Origin of the sequence: Streptomyces luteireticuli (assembly GCF_041519305.1) — a bacterium.
GTDB classification, from domain to species: Bacteria; Actinomycetota; Actinomycetes; order Streptomycetales; family Streptomycetaceae; genus Streptomyces; species Streptomyces luteireticuli.
This window is the reverse complement of record NZ_CP167927.1, coordinates 6262663-6284202: the sequence shown is the minus strand read 5'-3', so window position 1 is coordinate 6284202 and position 21540 is coordinate 6262663. Positions and strand designations below refer to the sequence as shown.

Below are 21540 nucleotides of genomic sequence, written 5' to 3'. Positions count from 1 at the left end.
GTTCGGGAGGGGAAGGTCAGTACGAGACGGGCACGTCGGCCGCGGAGGACTTCCGCGGGCCGTCGTCCGCCGGCCGGCCGCTGCCGGAACCGTCGGGGCCGTCGGGGAAGAGGTCCGTGTCGCCGAGGAGTCCGGCGTCGGGCCCGAGGCGGGCGTAGCGGACCATCAGCATCCAGTCGACCAGGGCGAGGACGCCGAGCACGAGCGTGAACGCCGCGAAGGAGACGGCCATCCCGCCGGCGGACACGTCGCCGATGGCGTCGCGGACGGTCAGTTCGCCGCTGACCATCCAGGGCTGGCGGCCCACCTCGCGGCTCAGCCAGCCGCAGATCAGGGCCACAAAGCCGAGGGGCAGCAGGATGACGGGCAGCCGCAGCAGGAAGCGCCCCCGGGCCACCGGCGCCTCGGGGTCCTTGCCGCGGGCCGCGAAGAACGGGACCCATGCGAGGACGATCAGCACCATGCCGATGAGGAGCATGGCGAGGGAGGCGTGGCTGACCCAGGCCGGCGGCATCCAGTCGCCCGGGCCGTGGGCGGCCTGCGCGGCGGCCCGGGCCTTCTCGACCTCCTCGCCGGACTCCCCCATGAGAACGACGTACTTCTCGGGCTCGGTGCCCTTGAGCGCGTCGAGGTGGATGAAGCCGGCGGACACGGCGGCGACCGCTCCGACGCCCGCGAGCAGCGAGCCCTGGCGCAGGGTCGGCCGGAAGAAGGCGATGTCGCGGTCGCGGCGCAGGTGGTGCGCGCTGACCGCGGCCAGGATCAGACCGGCCAGGAGGGCCACGGCGCCGGCGATGTGGAACACGGCGTACCAGGTGGCCCCGTTGGTGAGGATGGCTCCCCAGTCGGTGACGTAGGCGACGCCGTCGCGCTTCGCATAGCCGACCGGCTTCTGCATAAAGCCGTTGACCACCATGATCCAGAAGGTGGAGAGGTACGCGGTGACCGTGACCCCCCAGATCAGTGCGAGGTGGACCCGGGGCTTCACCCGCTTGAACCCGAACGCCCACAGTCCCAGGAACGTCGACTCCAGGAAGAAGGCGACGATGGTCTCGATGGCGAGCGGCGTGCCGACGACATTGCCCAGGACATGGGAGAGACCGGACCAGTTGAGCCCGAACTGGAACTCCTGGACGAGACCGCTGACGATGCCCAGCGCGTAGTTGATGACATAGAGGCCGCCCCAGAAGCGCACCCGGCGCATTCGGGCCGCGTGCAGGTCCGGATCCCCGGTGCGCGCCGCCCGGGTCTGCATGAGGGCGACGACCGTGACCAGCCCGAGGGTGACGGCGACGAACAGGAAGTGCAGTGTTGCGGTGACGGCGAACTGCAGCCGGGCTAGGTCGACGACGTTCACGTGGCGCTCTCCAGGGGGCGGGGCACGGGCAGTTCGGAAGCCATCGGCAGGGCTCCGGCCACTTCGGCCGCGACCACCGAGTTCTTCAACTGGCTTAACTCCATGCGCTCATCGTAGCGAGCGGTCACTCGAAGATCTCCCCGCCCCCGGAGTTCGGCGGAGTTCGGCCCAGGAGTTCGGTGCCGGAGTTCGCCGGCGACGGCCGAAGGAATTCTCCGTGACGGCCGACTGGCCCTTGCGGGAACGGTGTTCCCGTCCTCTCGATCCGTCGAGAACGATGTGAGATCCGGATATGGAACTACGTCCCGAGAACTAAGCCGCCGAGCGCGTCATGACGGATGACGGAACAACAGAACGCCGGATATTCGCGGCGCTGCGCAGGAATCCATGATTCCGGTTACTCGCATGTCTGATCACCCGTCAGACACGGACCGTCAGGGGCACCGGCACCGAACACCCGGCGCGCGGCCCGGCGCCAGCGGTTCCCCGGAAGGGCGGGACGCAGGGCCGCGAGGGCTCCGCAGTACTTGGTGAAGACGGCGGGCCGCAGTCCGCACGCGTGCAACAGCCGGTCGGCCTCGCCCGGATGGCCCGCCGACTTCGTCTCGACCAGGACGAGACCGGGATCACAGCGCACGGTGCGCCCCGTGACCGGGTCGGCGCAGGACAGCCCCGCGTCGCAGGTGACGCGTTCGCCGTCGGCGACCAGCGTCGCCCGCAGGTAGTCGGTGCCGAGGGAGGGGCCCAGATCCTCCGGCGCGGCGATGCCGTAGGTACGCCACAGGGTCTCGGCGAGGTACGCCCGGTGCCTCGCGTCCAGCGGGGCGTCCGCACCGGCCATCCGGCGGCGGTGCTTGACCGTGGCGCCGCACCGCCCCTTCATCTTGATCTCGAACTGCCGCTCGCCGGAATCCTCGTACACCCGCTCGCGGACCTTGAAACGGAGCCTGCGTCCCTGCCGGTGGTCGTGGAAGGAGCGCAGGCCGGGGGTGTCGTAGTAGACGGAGTGGTAGCGGAAGGCACGCCGTCCGCCGATCGTCAGCGCCCGGAAGGGACGGAGGGGGCGGACGGGATCCCCGGACCGCCGTGGCCCGGTGAGGCACTCCGCGAGCCACAGGAAGTCGTCCACGGGCACGAGATAGCTGCGGTCGAAGCGGACGAGGAGCTCGGCGCGCTCGTTGACCTCGGCGAGGGAGACGGGCGCCGCGGCGGCCGCGGCACCGGCGACGGCCTCCACGGCCGGCGCGCTCACACCGGCTCCCCGACCGGCGCGACACGGCGGGCCGCCCCGGGGACGGCGGCCGGACGGGGATCCGCACCGCGCCGCGACTCGCGGTAGCGCACGTCCACGACCATCAGGTCGCGCACGAAGTCCACCTCCCTGACCGTCCAGTTGAGCGGCTCGCCCAGCCGCACGGCCAGGTCGGCACGGAGGGCGTCGGGGCACCTGTGCACGGCGTCGAGGACGACGACGGCGCGCCGGTCGCGTGCCAGGAGCCGGGGGTGGTCGGCGGCCCAGACGACGAACAGCAGGACGGCGCTCAGTCCGGCCGCGTCGGGGAGCGCCAGCCCCGGCACCCCGCAGACGAGGCCGAGGACCAGCGTCGTGAAGTAGTAGGCGACCTCCTCCTGCTGCACCGCGTCGGACCGCAGCCGGACGATGGACAGCACCCCGAAGAGCCCGAACCCGAGCGCCGCACCGCCGCTCCGCGCCTCGGCGAGGGCGACGACGACGGTGAACAGCCCGGCGTTCAGGGCGAGGTAGGCCGGCACGAGGTCGCGCCGGCGGTGGCGTGGACGGTAGACGGCGAAGGTCAGCAGGCAGACGGCGGCAAGGTCGAGTACCGCGTGGGCGGCGATGTGCCGCAGAGCGTCCATGGCGTGGTTCCCCCCTGTGCATCGGGTTGTGTGTCGCAGCGAGCTGCACGGAGCAGCGAACACAGAGAGTAACCAAAGAGCGGCCGAACGTGTTGAGCCTGTGGAGAAACCGTTCTCCTTCGCGGCTCCCTTCGCGACTCCCTTCACCTCCCACTCCGCAGCCCCCTTCGAGGCCCCTTCGCAACGCCCCCCTTCACCCCCGCCGCTCACAACTTTGTTGTACCAACCAGCTAATTGGGGCCCGCGCCGACGATCAGGATCCGGGCAAATCGAGACGAGATCGAGCTGTTCGTGCCTTCATCCGCACTTCATCGTCGTCCCTTGCGGAAGCCAGCAGCCTGGGGCAGTATTCAACAGGAGTGCTTGCGCCACACATTCAGTTGCTCGAAAGACACACGGGGGAGATATCTGTGTCTGAGACCGTCAACCCTTACGGGTTCCCCGGCGGGGCTGGACCTCGCCGCATCAACTGCGGCCGCATCAACCGCGTCACCGCCGAGCAGTACGTGACCGAGAGCCACCTCAGGAGCCTCCCGCATTCGGCCGGAGCCGAGCGCGGGAAGGCCGGGCAGAATCCTGGGTCCATCAATCCGTTCCAGCAGTCACGGGTGTTTGAAATTCCGGCACCGGGAATTCCGGTCCCGGAAATCGAGCACGAAAAAATACCCGCCTGACAAAAGCGCGAACATCGCCGCTGGATCGGAGTACGTCTTGAAAGACGTAAAACGGGAGATTCGTATCCGCGGGGCATTGCAGCAACCCGAATGGAGCGACCCTCTCCAGGTAAGCCGGGTGGGCGAGGCACTCGCCGCACGCCCCACCCTCGTACGGGCCGACGACCTGGCCACGTTACGCACCCTCTTGGGCAAGGTGGCGCTCGGCGAGGCCATGGTGCTGCAGTCCGGCGACTGCGCCGAGGACCCTCAGGAATGCACGCGCCACCATGTCGCGCGCAAGGCCGCGCTGCTCGATCTGCTCGCCGGGGCGCTCGGACTGATCACCGGCAAACCCGTCCTGCGCGCAGGACGCATCGCGGGGCAGTTCGCCAAGCCCCGCTCCAAGCCCACCGAATGCGTCGACGGTGCCGAACTCCCCGTCTTCCGGGGCCATATGGTCAACGGCCCGGAGCCGGACGGCGAGAGCCGCCGGCCCGACCCCCTGCGCATCCTCACCGGCTACATGGCCGCCGGTGACATCGTCGAGCACCTGGGCTGGCGCGACCGCGCCGCGGGGCGCGACGTCGTGGCGCCGCCGGTGTGGACCAGCCATGAGGCGCTTCTGCTCGACTACGAGATGCCCATGCTGCGCACCGACGAGAAGGGACGGCTGTTCCTGGGCTCGACCCACTGGCCGTGGATCGGCGAGCGCACCCGCCAGGTCGAGGGCGCCCACGTCGCCCTGCTGGCCGAGGTGAGCAACCCGGTGGCGTGCAAGGTCGGCCCCGGCATGGAGCCCGGCGATCTGCTCGCCCTGTGCGAGCGGCTCGACCCGTGGCGCGACCCCGGGCGGCTCACCCTCATCGCACGGATGGGAGCCGATGCCGTAACCGACCGCCTGCCACGGCTCGTCGAAGCCGTACGCGGCGCGGGGCACCCCGTCATCTGGCTCGGCGACCCCGTCCACGGCAACACCGTCACGGCGCCCGGCGGCCTCAAGTCGCGGCTCGTGGAGACCGTGTCGCTGGAGGTCTCCCGCTTCGTCGAGGCCGTGCGCACCGCGGGCGGCGTCGCCGGCGGGCTGCACCTGGAGACGACGCCGGACGACGTCACCGAGTGTGCCGCCACCGAGGCCGAACTCGACACCGTCGGGGAGCGCTACACGTCGCACTGCGACCCCCGTCTCAACCCGTCGCAGGCTCTGTCCGTGGTCTCGTCCTGGCCCGCCTGATCCTCCGGCCCTCGTGACGCAATGACTGCTCTCTGTTCCACTCTGCGCACGAAGCACACGCGCATCAAGCCAGGAACCGAAACCATGACCGGCACATCCACCGTTCACCCGTACCCGCAGCCCGCCGAAGGAGACCCGGCCCCGGGCGACGCGGACACCTCCGCGCCGACGGCGACCGGCCAACGACTGCTGTCGGTACGGCGTATGACGGTCCATCGGCGCGACGGCACGTACGGCGTCGAGGGACGCGGCACGGTCGCGACGGAGCGGGCCCCGGCCTCCGCCCGGGTCCGCCCCGGACCTCCGCCCACCGGAGAGGGGCGGCCCCGGACCGTGGGCAGAACACCGGCCGGTCCGGTCGCACCGGCCCGCACCCGGGCCCTCGTACCGGCCTGACCGCCCGAACAGCCGGATCGACCCACCGGTACGGGCCCGCACGGTCCGCCGTCCGCGCGCCCGTACCGGACCGTCCCGCCGACTCAGGTCTTCTGTCCGACTCAGGTCTTCTGTCGACGGTCTCGTGTCGACGGTCTTGTCTTCTGTCGACGAGTCATGGAGCGACCGCGCGAGCAGCCGCACCACGGCCGCGCCGACCGCGGCCGGGACCTCGGCGGACACCGGCCGTGACACCTGCGCACACCCCCGTGCGCATCCCCTCGCGGCTACGTCCGGGCAGCACCTCCGCGACCACCGGCGCCCCTGGACCCCAGCCTTCACCAACCCCCCGGGAGATGTTCATGACCTCGTCACTCATTCCCCAACACACCACTGAGCAAACGGCTTTCGCCGATCACCACGACCTGCGCGCCCGCAACCGCCGGGCCGTGGAGCAGTACATGGAGACCGGCGCGGAGGCCCGGCTGCTCAGGTACACGCTCTACGCGGAGGACGGCACCGCGTCCCTCTTCTACACCGACATCAGCCGGCCCATCGTCGTCCGGGGCCGGGAGAAGCTCAAGCGGCACGGAGAGCTCTCCCTCAAGGTGCTGCCCGACTGGCAGTGGTCCGACGTGACCGTCTACGAGACGCAGGACCCGTCCGTCATCTGGGTCGAGTGCGAGGGCGAGGGAACGATTCGGTTCCCCGGCTATCCCGAGGGCGTCTACCGCAACCACTTCATCCACGGCTTCACGCTGAGCGACGGATACATCGTCTCCAGCCGCGAGTACACCAACCCGATCGAGCACATGCGCGCCCTCAGCATCGAGACCCCGCACATCAAGCGGGACTGGATCCCGTCCTGAGCCGTCGGCCATCGATCATCACTTGACGGAAGTACCTGACGGACCGTCAGATCATGAAGCCCTGTCCGAGGACGGACCGGTGGCCGCCGTCGACGTGACCGACGCGAGGCCGCGGCTCCGCCTTCCCACCGTGAGCCCTCCCCACCGTGGGACTTCCCACCGTGGCCTTCCCACCGTGACCGAGGAGTCTGCATGTCCCCACGACAGCCGAACGAACCGCGCACCGTCACCGCCGCCGGCCCCCTCGCCCAGGAGGCCCGGGACCGGGAAGCGGACGGCGGAACGCGCGCCGTCCACGGCGTGAGCACGTCGGTGACCGCATTCCTCGGTGACGCCCCGGGCCTGCCGGACGGGCCGGTCTTCGCGCGGGGTCCGCGGGAGTTCATCGAGACCTTCCTGCCGGACGGGGCCGGCGGGCAGGCGCGCTCCTTCGTCCGCGATGCCGTGCTCGGCCACTTCCGCAACGGCGGCAGCGGGGTCTGGGTCCTCGGAACGGCCGATGGCGGGGATCGCGTCGCCGCCTACCGGTCGGCTCTCGCCGAGCTGGAGCGCATTCCGGAGATCACCCTCGTGGTGGCGCCGGATCTGTGGCGGGTGGAGGAGGACGCGGAGCGGATCGCGGAAGCGATCACCGAGCACTGCGGCCGCATGGGCGACCGGTTCGCCCTGCTGCACACCCGGCAGGGCCTCGCCCCGGACGGGATGACGGGCAGACCGTTCGGGCTCGGGGAGCCGAACGCCCGGTTCGCCGCCGTCTATTACCCGTGGATCACCGTGACCGGAACCGACGGGGACGAACGTCTGGTGCCGCCTTCGGGTCATGTGTCCGGACTGTACTGCCGCGTCGACGCGGAACAGGGCGTACACCAGGCGCCTGTCGGGGCGTTGTTGGGCGTGGTGAAACACGAGAGGGAACTGTCCGACGACGAGCGGGAGTCGGTCGGCGGCATGGGGGTGAACTGTCTGCGGTCCTTCCCCGGGCAGGGAATCCGGGTGGTGGGCGCGCGCACGCTGTCCACCGAGCCCGACTGGACGCACATCGGCGTGCGCCGCCTGGTGGGACACGTCCGCAAGTCGCTCGAAGAGGGCATCCGGTGGGCCGCCGCCGAGCCGGACGACGCCCGGCTGCGGGCCGGGGTCCAGCGGTCCGCCACGGCGTTCCTGAAGGACCTGTGGGACCGGGGGGCACTCCACGGCCGCTCCGCCGACCAGGCGTTCTCCGTCGTCTGCGAGGAGGGCGACACCTCCGGGGACACCTCCGGGGACACCGCACGGAGCGCATTGCACCTCGACGTCGGCCTCGCCGCCGTACGCCCGGACGAATTCATCACCTTCCGCGTGCGGCAGGCCACCGCCGCCGGGGACGCGCGGTACAAGGAGGGGGCGGTGTAAGGAGGAGGCGATCCGCTGAACGCATCAGATCCCGCACCCATATCCCCGACCGGACCACCGTCCCTGACCGGACCACGGTCCCCGGCCGGACCACCATCCCTGACCGGACCACCGGAAAGACCGGAACTCCCGAGGAAATCCATGGAATTCGACTCGTGCCCCAGGAACCATGCGGAGGCAGTCCGCTCCGCCGCCGGGTCCGTCCTCTGCGCCGCGTGCATCGGACAGCTGGACTGCCGGCTGCGCGCGCTTCCCGGCCTCCACCAGGAATCCCTGCACCACGTCCTGGCGATACCCCGGCAGCGGAACCCGACGAAGGTGTCCGGAAGCCGCAGGCGGGACCATCTGAACATGTCCGCGCTGGACGCCCGGAACGACGTTCTCGCCGTCCTGGAGTCCTGGTCCGGATATGTCGCGGAGGAACTCGGAACCGTTGTTCCGGCCCGTTCCGTCGGCCCCCTGGCGGGCTTTCTCCTGCGCAATCTGGAATGGCTCGTCGGCCGGCCGCCGGCCGCCGACTTCGCGGCCGAGATCGAGGGTCTCCACGGGGCGTTACTCCGCGCCGTCGACCCCGAATCCGGCGGCCGCCCCCGGCTCCCCGCCGTGGAGTGCGTCATGGACGACTGCACAGGAACGATCAACGCCGCGCCGCAGAGGGGCGCGGGCGGCACCGCAGGAAAGAGCAGCATCCGCTGCTCGTCAGGACATTCATGGGAGATACGCGAATGGCTCACCCTCCGGCATCTCATGGTCCGGCGGAGCAAGGACGCCGCGTGAACCAGCCGTCGTGCACGGACCAGCCGTCGTTCACGGGCCAACCGTCGTTCACGGACCGACCGCCGCGCAGGAACAAGCCGCCGCGCCACAGGCTCGTGCCGACGAACGTGGCCGCCCTCGCCGCGGGCGTGACCGAGGCGACCATCCGGAAGTGGGTGAGCCGCGGGAAGATCACGCGTTACGGCACGCCGGGCCGCTCGGAGTTCGACATCGAGGAACTGACGGAGATCGCCCTCCAGCGCCGGCACTGACCCGTATACCGACCCGTATACCGACCCGTATACCGACCCGTATACCGACCCGTACGTGGGCACCCCTCAGGGGATGCCCACGTACTCATATGTCCGAACCGGCCTTCTAGCAGCTCTCGTAGAGCCGCTTGTGGTCGCGCAGACCCGCCAGGCGGAACGGCCCGGTCGTCTCCGACGGGGTGGGGTGGTCGCCGCCGTCGGCCGGGAAGGACCGCTCGTGCAGTGCGCGGTAGCGGGCGTAGTCGACCGGCTTCCGCCGCTCGATCGCCTCGCGGTGCGCCGCGGTCCGCAGGTGCTCCCGGTAACCGGGAACGACGGTCCCGCCGAAGAACTCGGCGACGCTGCCGGAGCCGTAGCTGAGGAAGCCGATGGCCTGACCCGTCATGTCGTCCGCCCGGTCGAGCAGCGCGGCGAGGGCGAGGTACACCGACGCCGTGTAGCTGTTGCCGACGACGGAGTTGTAGGCGGTGGTCTGCCCGATGTGGCGCGCGACCGTCGCCTCGTCGACCTCGTGCCCGCAGTAGTTCAGCAGATGGCGGTGCGCCTTGTAGGCCATCTTCGTGAACGGCTGGTGGTAGCAGAACGCGCTGAACTCCTCCAGCGCGCGCCCGCCCTGCTCCGTGTAGTCCTTCCAGGCGCCCTGCGCCGCCTGGAGGTACGCGTTGATGGAGTCCTGGCCGTCGACCAGCGCGGTGTCGCGGTAGTTCGGCCGCCAGAAGTCCATGACGTCCGCGGTGAACAGACCCGACGGTCCCTCGATGCGCACCAGCGCGGGGTCGGCGCCGATCAGCATGGCGACCGCCGCCGCGCCCTGCGTCGCCTCGCCCGGGCTGTCCAGGTCGTACTTGGAGACATCGCTCGCGATCACCAGGACGCGGTGTCCCGGGTCACGGTGCACGAGGCCGATGGCGAACTGCAGGGCCGCCGTCGCCCCGTAGCAGGCCTGCTTCAGCTCGACGACCCGGGCGGCCGACGGCAGCCCGAGCAGCGAATGGACGTACACACCGGCCGACTTCGCCTGGTCGATCGAGGACTCCGTCGCGAAGACGACCGTCCGGATCCCCTCGGCGCCGTGCCGGGCGATGATGGGCGCGGCGGCGGCCGCGCCCAGGGTCACGATGTCCTCGTCGGCGGCCGGCACGCTCATCGACCGCTGGCCGATGCCCAGGTGGTACTTGCCGATCTCGGTGCCGTTGTAGTCGGCGAGCGCCGTGTGCGGCAGGACGAACTCGGTGGTGGCGAACGAGAGATCGTGGATGCCGATGGCTGAATTACCGGCGGCGGAACTGTTGTTGGTCATGCTCTACACACCGACCTTTACCGACTCGTTGGCCCGCTCCAGCTGGACGTGGGCCCGCATGAGCTCGCCCGGGTTCGTCTGCGCCGCGAGGAGCGAGAGCTCGCCGCACAGCACCGTCGCCGCCGCGATGACGGCGAGCCGGCGCGCGTTCTCCCCGGGGGCGCGGTCCTCCCGGCAGCCGAGCCGGGTCAGGTTGGTCTCCACGAACCCGAGGCCCTTGCCGTTGCCCACCGTGCCGACGATCAGGTTCGGCAGGGTGCAGGCGAAGTAGAGGTCGCCGTCCCGGTCCTCGGCCATGACGACGCCCTGCGAGCCCTCGACGATGTTGGCCGCGTCCTGGCCCGTCGCCAGGTAGAAGCCGAGCAGCATGTTCGCGAAGTGGGCGTTCGCCGAGCGGATGCCGCCGGCGAGCAGCGTGCCGAGCATGTTCTTGCGGATGTTCAGCTGAACGATCTTGGCAGCGGTCGTGTGCAGGGTGCGCTCGACCACGTCCCGCGGGATGAGCAGTTCCGTGACCACATTCTTGCCGCGGCCGAGGATGCCGTTGATCGCGGTGGCCTTCTTGTCCGTGCAGTAGTTGCCGGAGATCGAGCCGTAGGAGATGCCCGGAATCGTCTGCAGCAGGTGCCCGAGGAGCACGTCCGACGCGAGCGTCGCCATGTTGTGCCCGGACGCGTCGCCGGTGCGGAACTCGAACCGGATGAAGAGCAGGTTGGCGTTGATCTCGTGCCGGATGGCGATCAGTTCGGCGAACCGGCTGCAGGTGCGCACCACGTCGCGCAGCTCGTCGATCCGCGCGTCGATGGTCCGCGCGGCGGTGTACGCGGTCTGCGCGTCCACGGCCTCGACGAGCACCGAACGGGTCATCCGCTCGTCGACGAGCGTGGCGACGATGCCCCCCTCGACCAGCCGGGAGACCTTCGCGCCACGGCCCACGGAGGGCCACAGCGGCGACTCGTAGGTGGCGAGCGGGACTTCGGTCTCGGTGGTGGCGACGTTCCCCGATATACGCAGGGGCCCCACCCACTTCATGGGGACGCCTGCTGTCGCGTGTGCCTCGGTCATCGTGTGCTCCCCGTCGGTTCGTCGGTGGCGCCGATGGCGCCGGTTGCGTCCGTACGGCTGGAACGCCGGGCGAACTGCCGTGTCTCGATGCCCCGGTCGGCGCAGAAGTCGCGGAGGCCGCCGCTGATCAGCAGATCGCAGCCCGTCAGCTCCGCGGGGGTGCGCGCACCGAGCATGGTCATCATCGCGGCCAGCTGGTCCAGCCACGTCGTGAGCTGGGCGACCAGGGCCTCGACGCCCTCGTCCTGCAGCGTGCGGAGGAACCCGCCGGAGGCGCCGACGCCGGACGCGCCGAGCGCCAGCGCGCGGACGACGTCGAGCGGGTTGCGGACGCCGCCGGAGGCGAGCACCGGGATACCGGCGCCCTGCGCGTCCAGGAGGCAGGCGGCGGTGGACTGGCCCCAGCCGACCAGGTAGGCGTAGTCGCCGAGCCGCCGGCGGCCGTTCTCGATGCGGGCGAAGTCCGTGCCGCCCCGGCCGCTGACGTCCGCCACCCGCACGCCCAGGTCCTGCACCACCCGGAGGGTCTCGCGGCTCAGTCCGAAGCCGACCTCCTTGACGATGACGGGGACGTCGACGGCCGCCGCGATCTTCCCGATCTGCGGGACCCAGGAAGCGAAGGACCGGTCGCCCTCCGGCATCACGGTTTCCTGCACCGTGTTGATGTGGATCTGCAGGGCGTCGGCCTTGAGCAGGTCGACGGCGCGCTGCGCGTTCTCGACCGAGGCCGTCGCGTTGACGTTCGCCAGGATGAACCCGTCCGGGTTCTCCTCGCGCAGCACGCTGTACGTGCCGGAGCACGAGGGGTCCTTGAAGTACGCGCTCATGGAGCCCGTCGCGATGGGCACACCGGTCTCACGGGCGGCGATGGCCAGGTTCCGGTTGATGACACCGGTGTTGACGCTGCCGCCGGTCATCGCGTTGATGTACAGCGGCACCTGCCAGGAGATCCCGGCGAACGACGTGGCCAGCGACACGTCCTCGCGGTCGATGCCGGCCAGGGCGTGGTGGACGAACGTCACCTCGTCGAACTGGTTGCGTCCGCTGTGGTCGTGCTGCTGCTCGACGGCGAGCCTGACGTGGTCGTCCTTGCGTTGAGCGATCAGCGGTTCGGTCATTCTTGGTTCCCTTCCAGGGCGGGACGGATCGGCAGGGGCCGCACACCCGCCATGGCCCACCGTTCCCGTACGTGAGTGATGTCCTGTGTCGCCTCGGCGTCCAGCAGGGCGATGCCGCAGTCGCCGCCCCCCGCCCCCGAGGGCTTGGCGGCGCCGCCGACGGCCTCGGCGGCGGCGCACAGCGCCGTCAGCCCGGTCGTGAAGACGCCCAGCCCGACCTCGTCGTCCAGCCGGGCCAACTCCCGCCGGGCGCGGCGGATCTGCTGCTGCAGCCCGGCACCGTCGCCCCGTTCGAGGGCGGAGACCGCGGCGTGCACGAAGTCCGTGCTGGTCTCCACGAATCTGCGGTGGGACGCGGTGCCCCGCCAGGTCCGCCGGTTCAGACCGGCTACAAGGGCCGTGGTGGAGGCAGGCGTTCCGGTCCAGCCGACCTCCAGCGAGAGGCCGGCGGGCGGCGGCAGCCGGCGCGCCTCGAACCCCGGCCAGGGCGTGCCGAGCGCCTCCTCGACGCCCCGGCGCCGGACGAGGTCGAGCACGGCGTCCCGGTCGGGCGCCCGGTAGGCGATCCAGCCGCCCCAGGTGCTGGCGGCCAGGTCGCCGCAGGAGGACCTGGGGTCGATCTCCACCGTCGCCAGCACGGCCAGGCGGTACCGGATGTCGGGCGACAGCTCCAGTCCGCAGAAGGCCGCCACGGCGTCGACGGTCGCCACGGTCACCGCGCCGCTCGACCCCAGCCCGAACTTCGTGCCGTTGTCGTGCAGTTCGCTGCCGATCGAGATGTCCATCGCGGGCGTGGGCAGGCCGCGTTCGGTCAGCAGCCGGCCCACGGCCTCGACGGCCGCCAGCACGTGCTCCAGACCGGCGCGGGCGTGCTGTCCGTCCGCTTCGCCGCGTACGACGAGCCTGCCGTCGCGCCACTGCCAACGCACCTGTCGCGGGGCGAGGTCGGAGGAGACGACGACCCCGTCCTCATCGGCCCCCGACACGGTGACGGTGACGTACCGGTCGACGGCCACCAGGATCGCCGGGTTGCCGGGATCCACGACCGCATACTCGCCCGCGACGAACAACTTGCCCGGCGCGCGCCGGACAACAGCCCGCTGACGGGCCATCAGGCAGCCCCGTTCAGCAGCCGGGCGCCCGGCCCGGGACCGGCGACGTGCACCGAGCCCCCCGGGACGGCACCGCGCACGACCGCGGCCACCCGCTCGGCGTCCTTGCGGTGGCAGAGCACCTTGACGTTCGGCCCGGCGTCCATGGTCGCGTAGGCCGGCACTCCGTCGCGCCGGAGCTGCAGCACGCTGTCGAGCACGGTGAGTGTCGGCGCCGACAGGTAGCGCACCGCCGGGCGCGCGGCCAGCATCGTCGCGTGCATGCCGAGCGCGTTCCGCTCCGCGATCTCCCCCACCGCGTCGAGGTCGCCCTTGAGGAGCGCCTCCCGCATCTCCGCGAGGTCGTCCTTGCTGGAGGCTGCCCACGGCTCGTACAGCGGCGAGGTGTCGACGGTCCGCCGCATGGCCGCGCGGCTGGAGACGGCCTTGGGGCCCGCGTTGACCACCGCGATGACCAGCGCGGGGTCGAACTCCCCGGTGGTCACCGGCTCGGCGTACGAGCTGAGGTCCGCGTCCGCTTCTCCGGGCCTTCCCGCGTGCCAGATCGCGAAGTCGCCGAAGACGGACCGCGACGCCGACCCGGATCCGCGCCGGGCGAGACGCGACAGCGCGGTGGGGTCGGAGTCGAGCCCGTACGCGGCGGAGGCGGCGACGGCGAGGGCGGCGAAGCCGCTCGCGGAGGACGCCAGACCCGCCCCCGTGGGAACGGTGTTCTCGGTTGCCACGACGGCCCGTTGAGAGCTGCCCGCCCTCTCCCGCACCAGGTCCAGGAACGCGACGACACGTCGCCGCGCCTCCCCCTCCAGAGGCGCGCCGCCGAGCGTCACCTCGTCGTGCTCCGCCTCGGGGACGAGCCGGACCCGGGTGGTCGTCGGGAAGATGTCCAGGGTCATCGACAGGCTGTCGGTCCGCGGGAGGACGAGCTGTTCGTCGCTCTTGCCCCAGTACTTGATCAGCGCGATGTTGGGATGCGCGACGGCGGTGGCGCTTCCGTTGCTTCGGTGTTCAGCGCTCATCGTCGGCGAACCCCTTCAACGGCACGACCCATGTCTGCACGGCACCGGCTTCGTGCAGCCGCCGGGTGACGTCGTCCGCCTGCTCGGTCCGGGCCAGCGCGATCATGCAACCGCCCATCCCGCCCCCCGTGATCTTGGCTCCGAGAGAGCCCGCCGCGAGCGCGGCCGCGACCATCGCGTCGATCCGGTCGGTGCTGAGTCCGGCCTCGCGGAGCAGCTCGTGGTACTCGGTGAGCCGCGCGCCGAGCTCCTCCGGCCGGCCGTCGGCGAGGGCGTGCCTGGCGTCCTCCGTCAACTCGGTCGCCCGGCGCACGAACTCCTCCTGCGCCCCCGGCCGGCGCCGGAACCCCTCGCGCAGCAGCTCGACCGCGTCCTTGGTCCGGCCCACGTCGCCGCTGTCCGCGATGATGAACGAACCGTCGCAGCCGATGGGCAGTTCCTGGGCCTCGCCCGCCTGGAACAGCAGCGGGGCGGACGCACCGACGGTCAGGGCGTCGACGCCGCTGGCCCGGCCGTGCACCACGTTCTCGGCCGTCTGCACCAGGTCGAACGCCATGCTCGGCGTCACTTCGCGGTCGAAGAGATCGGCGAGGGCGAAGACGACCGCGCGCGAACACGCCGCACTGGAACCGAGCCCCCGGCCGGCCGGGATCGCGCTGTCGAGGACCACGTCGAGGTGCAGGTCGTCCGCCACCCCCATGATCGCCCTGAACTCGGCGGTCAGCCGCCGCAGTCCGTCGGAGGCCTGCGTCGCCACCGGCCTCGACGCGGAACCGGTCATCGTGAGGGACACGTCGCCCGGGTCGTCAGGGGAGTTGGCGGACCACCCGGCGGTCGCCGTGACCGACAACTGCGGAACCGGAAGGGCGATCGCCGGAGCCCCGTAGACGACCGCGTGCTCCCCCAGCACGATGGCCTTGGCGTGCGCACGGCCGACACCGACCGTGCGGGCCCGATGGCCCTCCGATGTCTCTTCCGCTGAGGTAGGCAGAGTCAACGCACTCAACTCCCCTTGTTCTTTCTGCATTGAGATCGCATCATCCAGAGTTCTTGGCAGGGACCGGCCTCCGGTCCCGTATCGGTGCTGGACTTGCTCGACTGGCTCGACTCGCTCCGCGAAGCCCCTGGCGGTCCCGTCCGACTCCCCCGTGGCCGGCCGGACAACCTCTCCAGGGACACAGCCCGCCTCCGCACCGGCGGGCTGCTCGTCATCCGGCGTCGACGACGGGCGTGAGCAGGCTCTCCACCCGGGTGTGCCACTGGTAGTACGACTGGATCTTGTGGTTCTCGCCCTTGGGGGTCGCCGCGATGCCGTAGACGTACTGCTCGCCCGCGGTGTACGGGGCGTTCTTCACGATCTTCTCGATCACCGGGTCGACCTGCACGGGAAGCCCCAGCGGGTCCGTGGTCTTCACCGCGAACGTCACGCGCTCGATCTTCGACGAATCCCAGCTCAGCGTGAGGTAGATCCCGAACGCCTGCTCACAGAACTTCAGCAGCCCCTCGCTCGGCTCCGGCATCCCGGCGTCGCGCAGGACCGACCGGATCCCCTCCGCCGAGAAGAACTCCCGCTCCGGCGGGTTGAAGTAGAGGTTCACCGTACGCTTCGCGTAGTCGATGCCGATCGTGTTGACGATCTCCTCAAGGCCGTACTTCTCGAAGAACCCCTGGTTCTCCGCCACGCTGCGCGGCATCGAGGGAAGCTCGGCAACCTTGGCCGCCGGCTGCGGCTCGGGCGCCGGGAAGAACGTCCAGGTCTTCTTGAACCCGCCGACGACGCCGTAGTCGAAGCCGTACCCCCCGATGGGGAACGCCTCGTGAATCTCCCCCAGCAGCTTGCCCACCGGGTGATCCGTCTTCTGCACCAGCCCCTTCTCCAGGGCGATGGCGTACGGGTCGACGTCCTTGTGCAGCATCGTCCAGCGGCAGTCCACGTCCCCCGCACCACGCGGACCGGTCTGCGTCCGGAAGGAGATGACGGTCGGAAGCGCCATCACGTCCTTGTACGTCTCCAGGACGGGCCACACCGTGTCGCGCTCGCAAGGAACGCCCATCAGCCGGGCGGTCTCCTCGGTGACCGTGTAGAACTCCGTGATCCCAGCGGAATCCGACATTCTTCCTCCACGTTTCAGATTGACGTCGGTTGGACGAGGACACACCAAGGGCCGCCCTCCCCGGACGGGGAGAACGGCCCATGCTCGAACGCTCCGGCGGGGAGCGATGACGAGTTGGAACAGTGCGATGACCGATGACCGTGACGCGATGCGGCGTGCCCTTACCGATCACGTCGGTCGCCAAGGCGCTCCTCGCCCTGGAGACTCACCGTCGAAGAGGCCGACGGACGGGCTTCAGGAGAACCGCCCCACCTGCGCGGACCTGGCAGATCCGGCGCTCAACCCGGCGCTTCGCAGCGGCTTTTGGGCAGGGTCGGCGTGCAGAAATAGTGACACGTGCAGTGCCCACACACCAAGGGGCGGCGCAGTGACGTGGGCCACGCGGGCGGGGGTCAGAGGGCGCCGGTGCGCAGGGCCGCGACGAAGGCGGCCCAGGATCCCGGCTGGGCGGTGATGACGTGGAGGCGGCGTTTGCTGTCGCGTATGGGTATGCGGCCGGGTATGTTGTCGGCGACTTCGACGCACTGCTCAAGCCCATCGCTGTAGGTGCTCTTGCGCCAGCCAAAGCGAGGCATACCGGAACCGAGAGAGGTCACGAGTACTGCTCCTCAAGCACTTTACGAATGAGAGTGGTTGACGCATCAGCCGAGAGCGAGTCGGCCGCCAGCTGATCGTAGATCGAAGTAACCAGCGACACCTGGGCCGGGTCCCAGATCAACGACGCGTCGATCATTGTCTCTTGGGCGACGACTGTGCGCCCGTCTTCAAGCATCCAGATGACAGCCTGGGCAAGGCTCGTTACCACCAGGGAAGAGCCGTCACGAGGCAGCACCTGGACCCCTACACGCGGCCTCTCGCACATCTCCAGCACATGCGTCAGCTGACGTCGCATGACGTCGGCGCCACCAATGACCTTGTACAGAGCGGACTCGTCGATGATGGCACGCACCCATGGACTCTTCGGACTGTCAAGGACGGCTCGACGTGCCATGCGGAGTGCGACCTTCTCCTCCAGGTCACCGCCGAAGAAAGGAACGCCCGCACTCAGCAGGGCCGTCGCATACTCCCGAGTCTGAAGGATGCCGGGGACGAGGAGAGCGTACTGCTGGATCTTCAGCGCATCGGACTCCGGACCGACCAGCATCTCGAACCGCTTCGCGTGCGCACTGCGCTGGAGAAACGGACGCATCTCTGTGAAGACACCCCCGGACTCCAGAACCTCGTCGAGCAGCTTCGCGATGTCCTTCGGCGGCACACCCTCCGCCCGCTCGAACTGGGCGATCCGACTGCCGCTGAGGCTGACCGCCTTCCCCAGATCCGCCTGCGTCCAGCCCCGCGCTTCGCGCAACTCCCGGATCTTCAGGCCGTACCACTCGTTCAGATTCGTCGGTTCGTTCCGCTTCGGCGCGGGCACGGTCGTACGCCCTCCCATGGAGACACGACCCTCTGGGGCCGTCACTTCCGGTCAAGCTACCGCCACGCACCGACGCCCGTAACCGGAACCGACGCGAAGGAACCCTGCGCGTGAAGAGCCCACCCGCACGAGCTACTTCGTGCTGCCTGGTGGCATTGCCTTGCTGTTCCGTGAGTGCGGGCTACCATCGCCGACAGCCATGCAGCCGCACGAGACAGCGTCAGTGGAATGGTGTGTCGGGGAGAATGACATGTCACGGGATTCGCGCGTGCGCGGGAAACATGCTCTCTTGCGAAGGCTCGGTGTGCCGTCGGCGAGAACAACGGGCACACGGGAGACTTCGGAAGCGATCCTGGCCAGGCTGGATCTGCCTGACGGATGCGGCATCGCCACGGTCGCTGAGCGGCTCAGCGCGGACCGCGACCGCCCGATCCAACTCGTGGAACTCCCTCTGGGAGCGAAGTCGCCCTGCGGCATCTGGCTGGCGACGAACGAGGCCGACTTCATCGTCGTCGAGGCGAACACCAGTCGGCTGCATCGTGATCACATCATCGCCCACGAACTCGCGCACATGCTGTGCGGGCATCGCGACTCCACCGGACTGGACCCGACGGGGTTCGGATATCTGCTGCCGAATCTGGATCCTCAGCGCGTCCGCGAGATCCTCGGGCGTACGAGCTACTCCAGTACGGAGGAGCAGGAGGCGGAGACCGTCGCCTCCCTCATCCTCGAACGGGTCACACGCCCTCCGGTGGAGTCCCGTTGGGACGTCCCGCCCGTCGACGCCGAGACCGTCGCGCGCATCGACCACTCCCTCAACCCCGGCAAACCCGGCTGACCTTGCCGTCCCTGCCGAGGCTCGCGCGCACCGCTGTCCTCTCCTCGTCGGCCCGCGGCGACGGCAGGGGATGTCATGACCGACGTGAAGGCCGTGGTGTTCCCGGCCTGCGCGGCCCTGTGTGCGCTGGCCTTCCTCTACAAGCTGCGCGACGCACGGCACCGGCGGGACGACCCGGCACTGCTGGCGCTGCTCGTCGCCTTTTCCTGCAAAGGCGTCTCCTTCACGCTCTCCACGCCGCTCGTCGCGCGGAAGGTGGACATCGCCCTGGGAGTGGACGACCTGGGGGCGCTGGGCATCCATCTCTTCGGCGGCGTGGCCTCCAGTGCCGCGTTCCTCATCGCGATCGTCTACTGGGTGTACCCGCGCGAGGAGGCCCGCCGACGCGCGCTCGTACGGCTCCTGGCCGCGGCCGCGGTGGCGGTCGTCATGGTCGGTCTGTGGGCCGCGGCGAAACAAGGGGGCCAGCAGCGCAGTGCGCACTACCTCCTGCAGAACGCGCACCGCCCTGCCGTGGCCGCATATCTGCTCCTGTACGTCAGCGCGTTCGGCTCCGGGATGATCGAGATCATCCGCCTGTGTCTGAGGTACGGGCGGGTGGCGGGGCGACAGTCGCTCCGCAGAGGGCTGCACGCCACGGCGATCGGCGCGAGCGCATGCCTTGTCTACTGCCTCAACCGCCTGCTCTCCCTGATCACGGTGCAGTGCGGACTCGACCCGCTGGAGTGGGAGTTGCTGACGCCGGTCGCCAATGGCACGGGCATCTTCTTCCTGGTGGCGGGGCTCACCATGCCCTCGTGGGGTCCCCGGGTGTCCGACGTGCGGCGAATGGCCCGTAACTTCGTCACGTATCAGCGGCTGCACCCGCTGTGGCATGCGCTGTTCACGGCAACCCCCGGCATCGCGCTCAACCCCCGGCCGGCCAACCGCCTCGCCCGCCTGCTGCCGGGCGATATCGACTTCCGGCTCTACCGCAGGGTCATCGAGATACAGGACGGCCTGCTCGCCCTGCGCCCCTACATGGACCCGGACATCGTCACCGCCGCCCGGCGGTCGGGACACGAGGCGGGGCTGTCGGGCGACGCGCTGCGGGCCCGGGCGCAGGCCGTCTCGCTGGCGGCGGCCCTGCGCGCGAAGCGCGACCACCGGCAGCGGTCGGCGGAGGAGCCCGCGCCTCTCGGCCCGGACACGGCCGAGGGCGGCGGCTACGCCGACGAGGTGGCGTGGCTGCTGAGGGTCGCCCGGGCGTACACCGCTCTTCCCCCTGCTGAAAGTGCTGAAAGGACCAAGCGATGAAGTACCGCAAGCTCGGGACCGACGGGCCCGAGGTGTCGGCGATCGGCCTGGGCTGCATGGGCATGTCGATCGCCTACGGCGTTCCCGACGAGGAGGAGTCCCAACACACGCTGGATCGCGCCCTGGAGAGGGGCGTCACCTTGTTCGACACCGCGGACGCCTACGGGCAGGGCCTCAACGAGGAGCTGGTGGGTCGCTGGCTTCGCCGGCACAGGGGAGACCGGGACCGGGTGGTGGTGGCGACCAAGTTCGGCCTGCGCCATGACGCGACCACCGGCCGGGTGGGTGACGTCGACACCTCGGCCGACTATGTCCCGGTCGCCTGCCGTGCCTCCCTGCGCCGCCTGGGCATCGACCACATCGACGTCTACTACGCGCACCGCAGGAACCCCGGCACCCCCGTCGAGGAGACGGTGGGCGCCCTGGCCCGGCTGGTCGACGAGGGACTGGTGCGACACATCGGCCTGAGCGAGATCAGCGCCGACACACTCCGCAGGGCACATGCCGTCCATCCCGTCAGCGCGGTACAGGTCGAGTACTCGCTCTTCACCCGGAACGTGGTGGAGGGTGAACTCCTCGACACCTGCCGGGAACTGGGAATCGCGGTCGTGGCCTACTCTCCCCTGGGACGCGGCATGCTCACCGGGGCGCTCTCCTCCCGCGACGACCTGGCCCCGCACGACAACCGGAGGCGCTGGCCGCGGTTCGCCGACGACAACATCGGCCGGAACCTGGCACTCGTCCGGGCCGTGGGGGACGTCGCCGCACGGATCGGCTGCTCCCCGGCCCAGGCGGCTCTGGCCTGGCTGCTGGCCCAGGGAGACGACATCGTGCCCATCCCCGGCACCAAGCGCCGCCGGTATCTGGAGGAGAACGCCGACGCGGCCGACCTGCGTCTGACCCCCGGCGACCTCGCCCTGCTGCGCGAGGCCGTACCGGAAGACGCGGTGGCCGGCGAACGGTACCCGGCACAAGCGCTGGAGCGGCTGGGGCACTGAGACCCTCTCTTCTCGCAGGCGCGCCAAGGTAGTCGGCAACGGTCACGCACCGGGGCGTCGCCCCGACAGCCACCGGCACATGCGCGGTGCGATACGCGGCCCTTCACCATCGGAGTTGCCGTGGTGCCGCAGAGAGGAGTCAGCAGAGGAGAGTCGGCGCGTGTGTGAGCGGATACCGTGGATTCCCCGCTGATGGACAGGTGCCGATGGAGGTACGGACACGATGGCTCCCCATTGATGGACCGGCCCTCACTCGGCGTGATTGTCGGCGACGGGTGAAATCGTGCTCTGGCACGCATTCCGTGGAGACGATCAGTTGACCGCTGTGTCGTCGCGCGTTGTGCCAGGGCGGTGGTCGGCGCTTGGTTCCCGGGGCGGGCGCCGGCGGCTGGAGTGCGGCGCAAACTGGACGGGGCGGGTTCGGAGACTCGGCGAACTGCGGGCCGGCCGCCGGTGGCGCTCCGGGGTGTGACTCCCTGCTAC

General features: G+C 70.1%; 22 protein-coding genes. 10 read left to right on the top strand and 12 right to left on the bottom strand.

All coding sequences use genetic code 11. From position 1 onward, the window contains the following. Positions 1 to 16: 16 nt before the first annotated feature. From AB8735_RS28285 to AB8735_RS28275, 3 genes are all read right to left on the bottom strand, one after another. Positions 17 to 1357: a cytochrome ubiquinol oxidase subunit I gene (locus AB8735_RS28285; RefSeq protein ID WP_344025172.1), complete on the bottom strand. Its 1341-nt coding sequence runs from the start codon at positions 1355 to 1357 to the stop codon at positions 17 to 19. Positions 1358 to 1754: 397 nt separating this feature from the next. Beyond that, entirely contained in the window at positions 1755 to 2609 is an 855-nt protein-coding gene (locus AB8735_RS28280; protein ID WP_344025174.1) for a polyphosphate polymerase domain-containing protein, read from the bottom strand. After that, positions 2606 to 3235, bottom strand: coding sequence for a DUF4956 domain-containing protein (locus tag AB8735_RS28275; RefSeq protein ID WP_344025176.1), 630 nt, complete (start codon positions 3233 to 3235; stop codon positions 2606 to 2608). Before AB8735_RS28275 ends, AB8735_RS28280 begins: the two co-directional genes overlap by 4 nt. Positions 3236 to 3645: 410 nt before the next feature. On the opposite strand from AB8735_RS28275, the gene AB8735_RS28270 reads away from it, so the two are divergent. From AB8735_RS28270 to AB8735_RS28240, 7 genes are all read left to right on the top strand, one after another. Next, positions 3646 to 3909, top strand: coding sequence for a hypothetical protein (locus AB8735_RS28270; RefSeq protein WP_344025178.1), 264 nt, complete (start codon positions 3646 to 3648; stop codon positions 3907 to 3909). A 37-nt stretch (positions 3910 to 3946) separates the two neighbouring features. After that, positions 3947 to 5122, top strand: coding sequence for a 3-deoxy-7-phosphoheptulonate synthase (locus AB8735_RS28265; protein ID WP_372410190.1), 1176 nt, complete (start codon positions 3947 to 3949; stop codon positions 5120 to 5122). A gap of 84 nt (positions 5123 to 5206) precedes the next feature. Then, complete coding sequence (locus AB8735_RS28260) at positions 5207 to 5518, top strand: hypothetical protein (protein ID WP_344025183.1); 312 nt, start codon at positions 5207 to 5209, stop codon at positions 5516 to 5518. A 341-nt stretch (positions 5519 to 5859) separates the two neighbouring features. Further along, positions 5860 to 6366, top strand: a complete 507-nt coding sequence (locus AB8735_RS28255) for a PhzA/PhzB family protein (protein ID WP_344025185.1) — start codon at positions 5860 to 5862, stop codon at positions 6364 to 6366. Positions 6367 to 6558: 192 nt separating this feature from the next. After that, entirely contained in the window at positions 6559 to 7758 is a 1200-nt protein-coding gene (locus tag AB8735_RS28250) for a phage tail sheath family protein (RefSeq protein WP_372410188.1), read from the top strand. A gap of 141 nt (positions 7759 to 7899) precedes the next feature. Further along, positions 7900 to 8535, top strand: a complete 636-nt coding sequence (locus AB8735_RS28245; protein WP_372410187.1) for a hypothetical protein — start codon at positions 7900 to 7902, stop codon at positions 8533 to 8535. Then, positions 8532 to 8786, top strand: a complete 255-nt coding sequence (locus AB8735_RS28240; RefSeq protein WP_344025191.1) for a hypothetical protein — start codon at positions 8532 to 8534, stop codon at positions 8784 to 8786. Before AB8735_RS28245 ends, AB8735_RS28240 begins: the two co-directional genes overlap by 4 nt. Before the next feature lie 106 nt (positions 8787 to 8892). Here the strand turns inward: AB8735_RS28240 and AB8735_RS28235 are convergent, their stop codons facing one another. The 9 genes from AB8735_RS28235 to AB8735_RS28195 all read right to left on the bottom strand — a co-directional run bounded on the left by AB8735_RS28235 (position 8893) and on the right by AB8735_RS28195 (position 17925). Continuing rightward, the gene (locus AB8735_RS28235; RefSeq protein WP_372410186.1) at positions 8893 to 10086 is read right to left on the bottom strand and encodes a hydroxymethylglutaryl-CoA synthase; all 1194 of its coding nucleotides are present in this window, start codon (positions 10084 to 10086) and stop codon (positions 8893 to 8895) included. Positions 10087 to 10089: 3 nt separating this feature from the next. After that, the gene (locus AB8735_RS28230) at positions 10090 to 11151 is read right to left on the bottom strand and encodes a hydroxymethylglutaryl-CoA reductase (RefSeq protein ID WP_344025196.1); all 1062 of its coding nucleotides are present in this window, start codon (positions 11149 to 11151) and stop codon (positions 10090 to 10092) included. Next, positions 11148 to 12257 (bottom strand): type 2 isopentenyl-diphosphate Delta-isomerase, encoded by a 1110-nt coding sequence (gene fni / locus AB8735_RS28225; RefSeq protein ID WP_344025425.1) that lies wholly within the window; start codon positions 12255 to 12257, stop codon positions 11148 to 11150. The genes AB8735_RS28230 and fni overlap by 4 nt, the downstream gene beginning before the upstream one ends. An 8-nt stretch (positions 12258 to 12265) precedes the next feature. Then, a complete protein-coding gene (locus AB8735_RS28220; RefSeq protein ID WP_372410185.1) occupies positions 12266 to 13381 on the bottom strand; it encodes a phosphomevalonate kinase in 1116 nt (371 codons plus the stop codon). Beyond that, entirely contained in the window at positions 13381 to 14397 is a 1017-nt protein-coding gene (mvaD, locus tag AB8735_RS28215) for a diphosphomevalonate decarboxylase (RefSeq protein ID WP_372410183.1), read from the bottom strand. Before mvaD ends, AB8735_RS28220 begins: the two co-directional genes overlap by 1 nt. Continuing rightward, on the bottom strand, positions 14387 to 15394 hold the full coding sequence (gene mvk, locus AB8735_RS28210; protein WP_372410182.1) for a mevalonate kinase: 1008 nt from the start codon (positions 15392 to 15394) through the stop codon (positions 14387 to 14389). Before mvk ends, mvaD begins: the two co-directional genes overlap by 11 nt. Positions 15395 to 15605: 211 nt before the next feature. Next, entirely contained in the window at positions 15606 to 16511 is a 906-nt protein-coding gene (locus AB8735_RS28205; protein ID WP_344025204.1) for an aromatic prenyltransferase, read from the bottom strand. Positions 16512 to 16903: 392 nt separating this feature from the next. Beyond that, positions 16904 to 17086, bottom strand: a complete 183-nt coding sequence (locus AB8735_RS28200) for a DUF397 domain-containing protein (RefSeq protein ID WP_372410180.1) — start codon at positions 17084 to 17086, stop codon at positions 16904 to 16906. 17 nt (positions 17087 to 17103) lie between these two features. Then, positions 17104 to 17925 carry a Scr1 family TA system antitoxin-like transcriptional regulator gene (locus AB8735_RS28195; protein WP_372410179.1) on the bottom strand — a complete coding sequence of 274 codons (822 nt, stop codon included), beginning with the start codon at positions 17923 to 17925 and terminating at the stop codon, positions 17104 to 17106. 439 nt (positions 17926 to 18364) lie between these two features. On the opposite strand from AB8735_RS28195, the gene AB8735_RS28190 reads away from it, so the two are divergent. The 3 genes from AB8735_RS28190 to AB8735_RS28180 all read left to right on the top strand — a co-directional run bounded on the left by AB8735_RS28190 (position 18365) and on the right by AB8735_RS28180 (position 21057). After that, positions 18365 to 18763, top strand: a complete 399-nt coding sequence (locus AB8735_RS28190; protein WP_372410178.1) for a toxin — start codon at positions 18365 to 18367, stop codon at positions 18761 to 18763. A 75-nt stretch (positions 18764 to 18838) separates the two neighbouring features. Continuing rightward, positions 18839 to 20059, top strand: coding sequence for an MAB_1171c family putative transporter (locus AB8735_RS28185; protein WP_372410177.1), 1221 nt, complete (start codon positions 18839 to 18841; stop codon positions 20057 to 20059). Beyond that, a complete protein-coding gene (locus tag AB8735_RS28180; RefSeq protein WP_372410176.1) occupies positions 20056 to 21057 on the top strand; it encodes an aldo/keto reductase in 1002 nt (333 codons plus the stop codon). The genes AB8735_RS28185 and AB8735_RS28180 overlap by 4 nt, the downstream gene beginning before the upstream one ends. Positions 21058 to 21540: the final 483 nt, after the last annotated feature.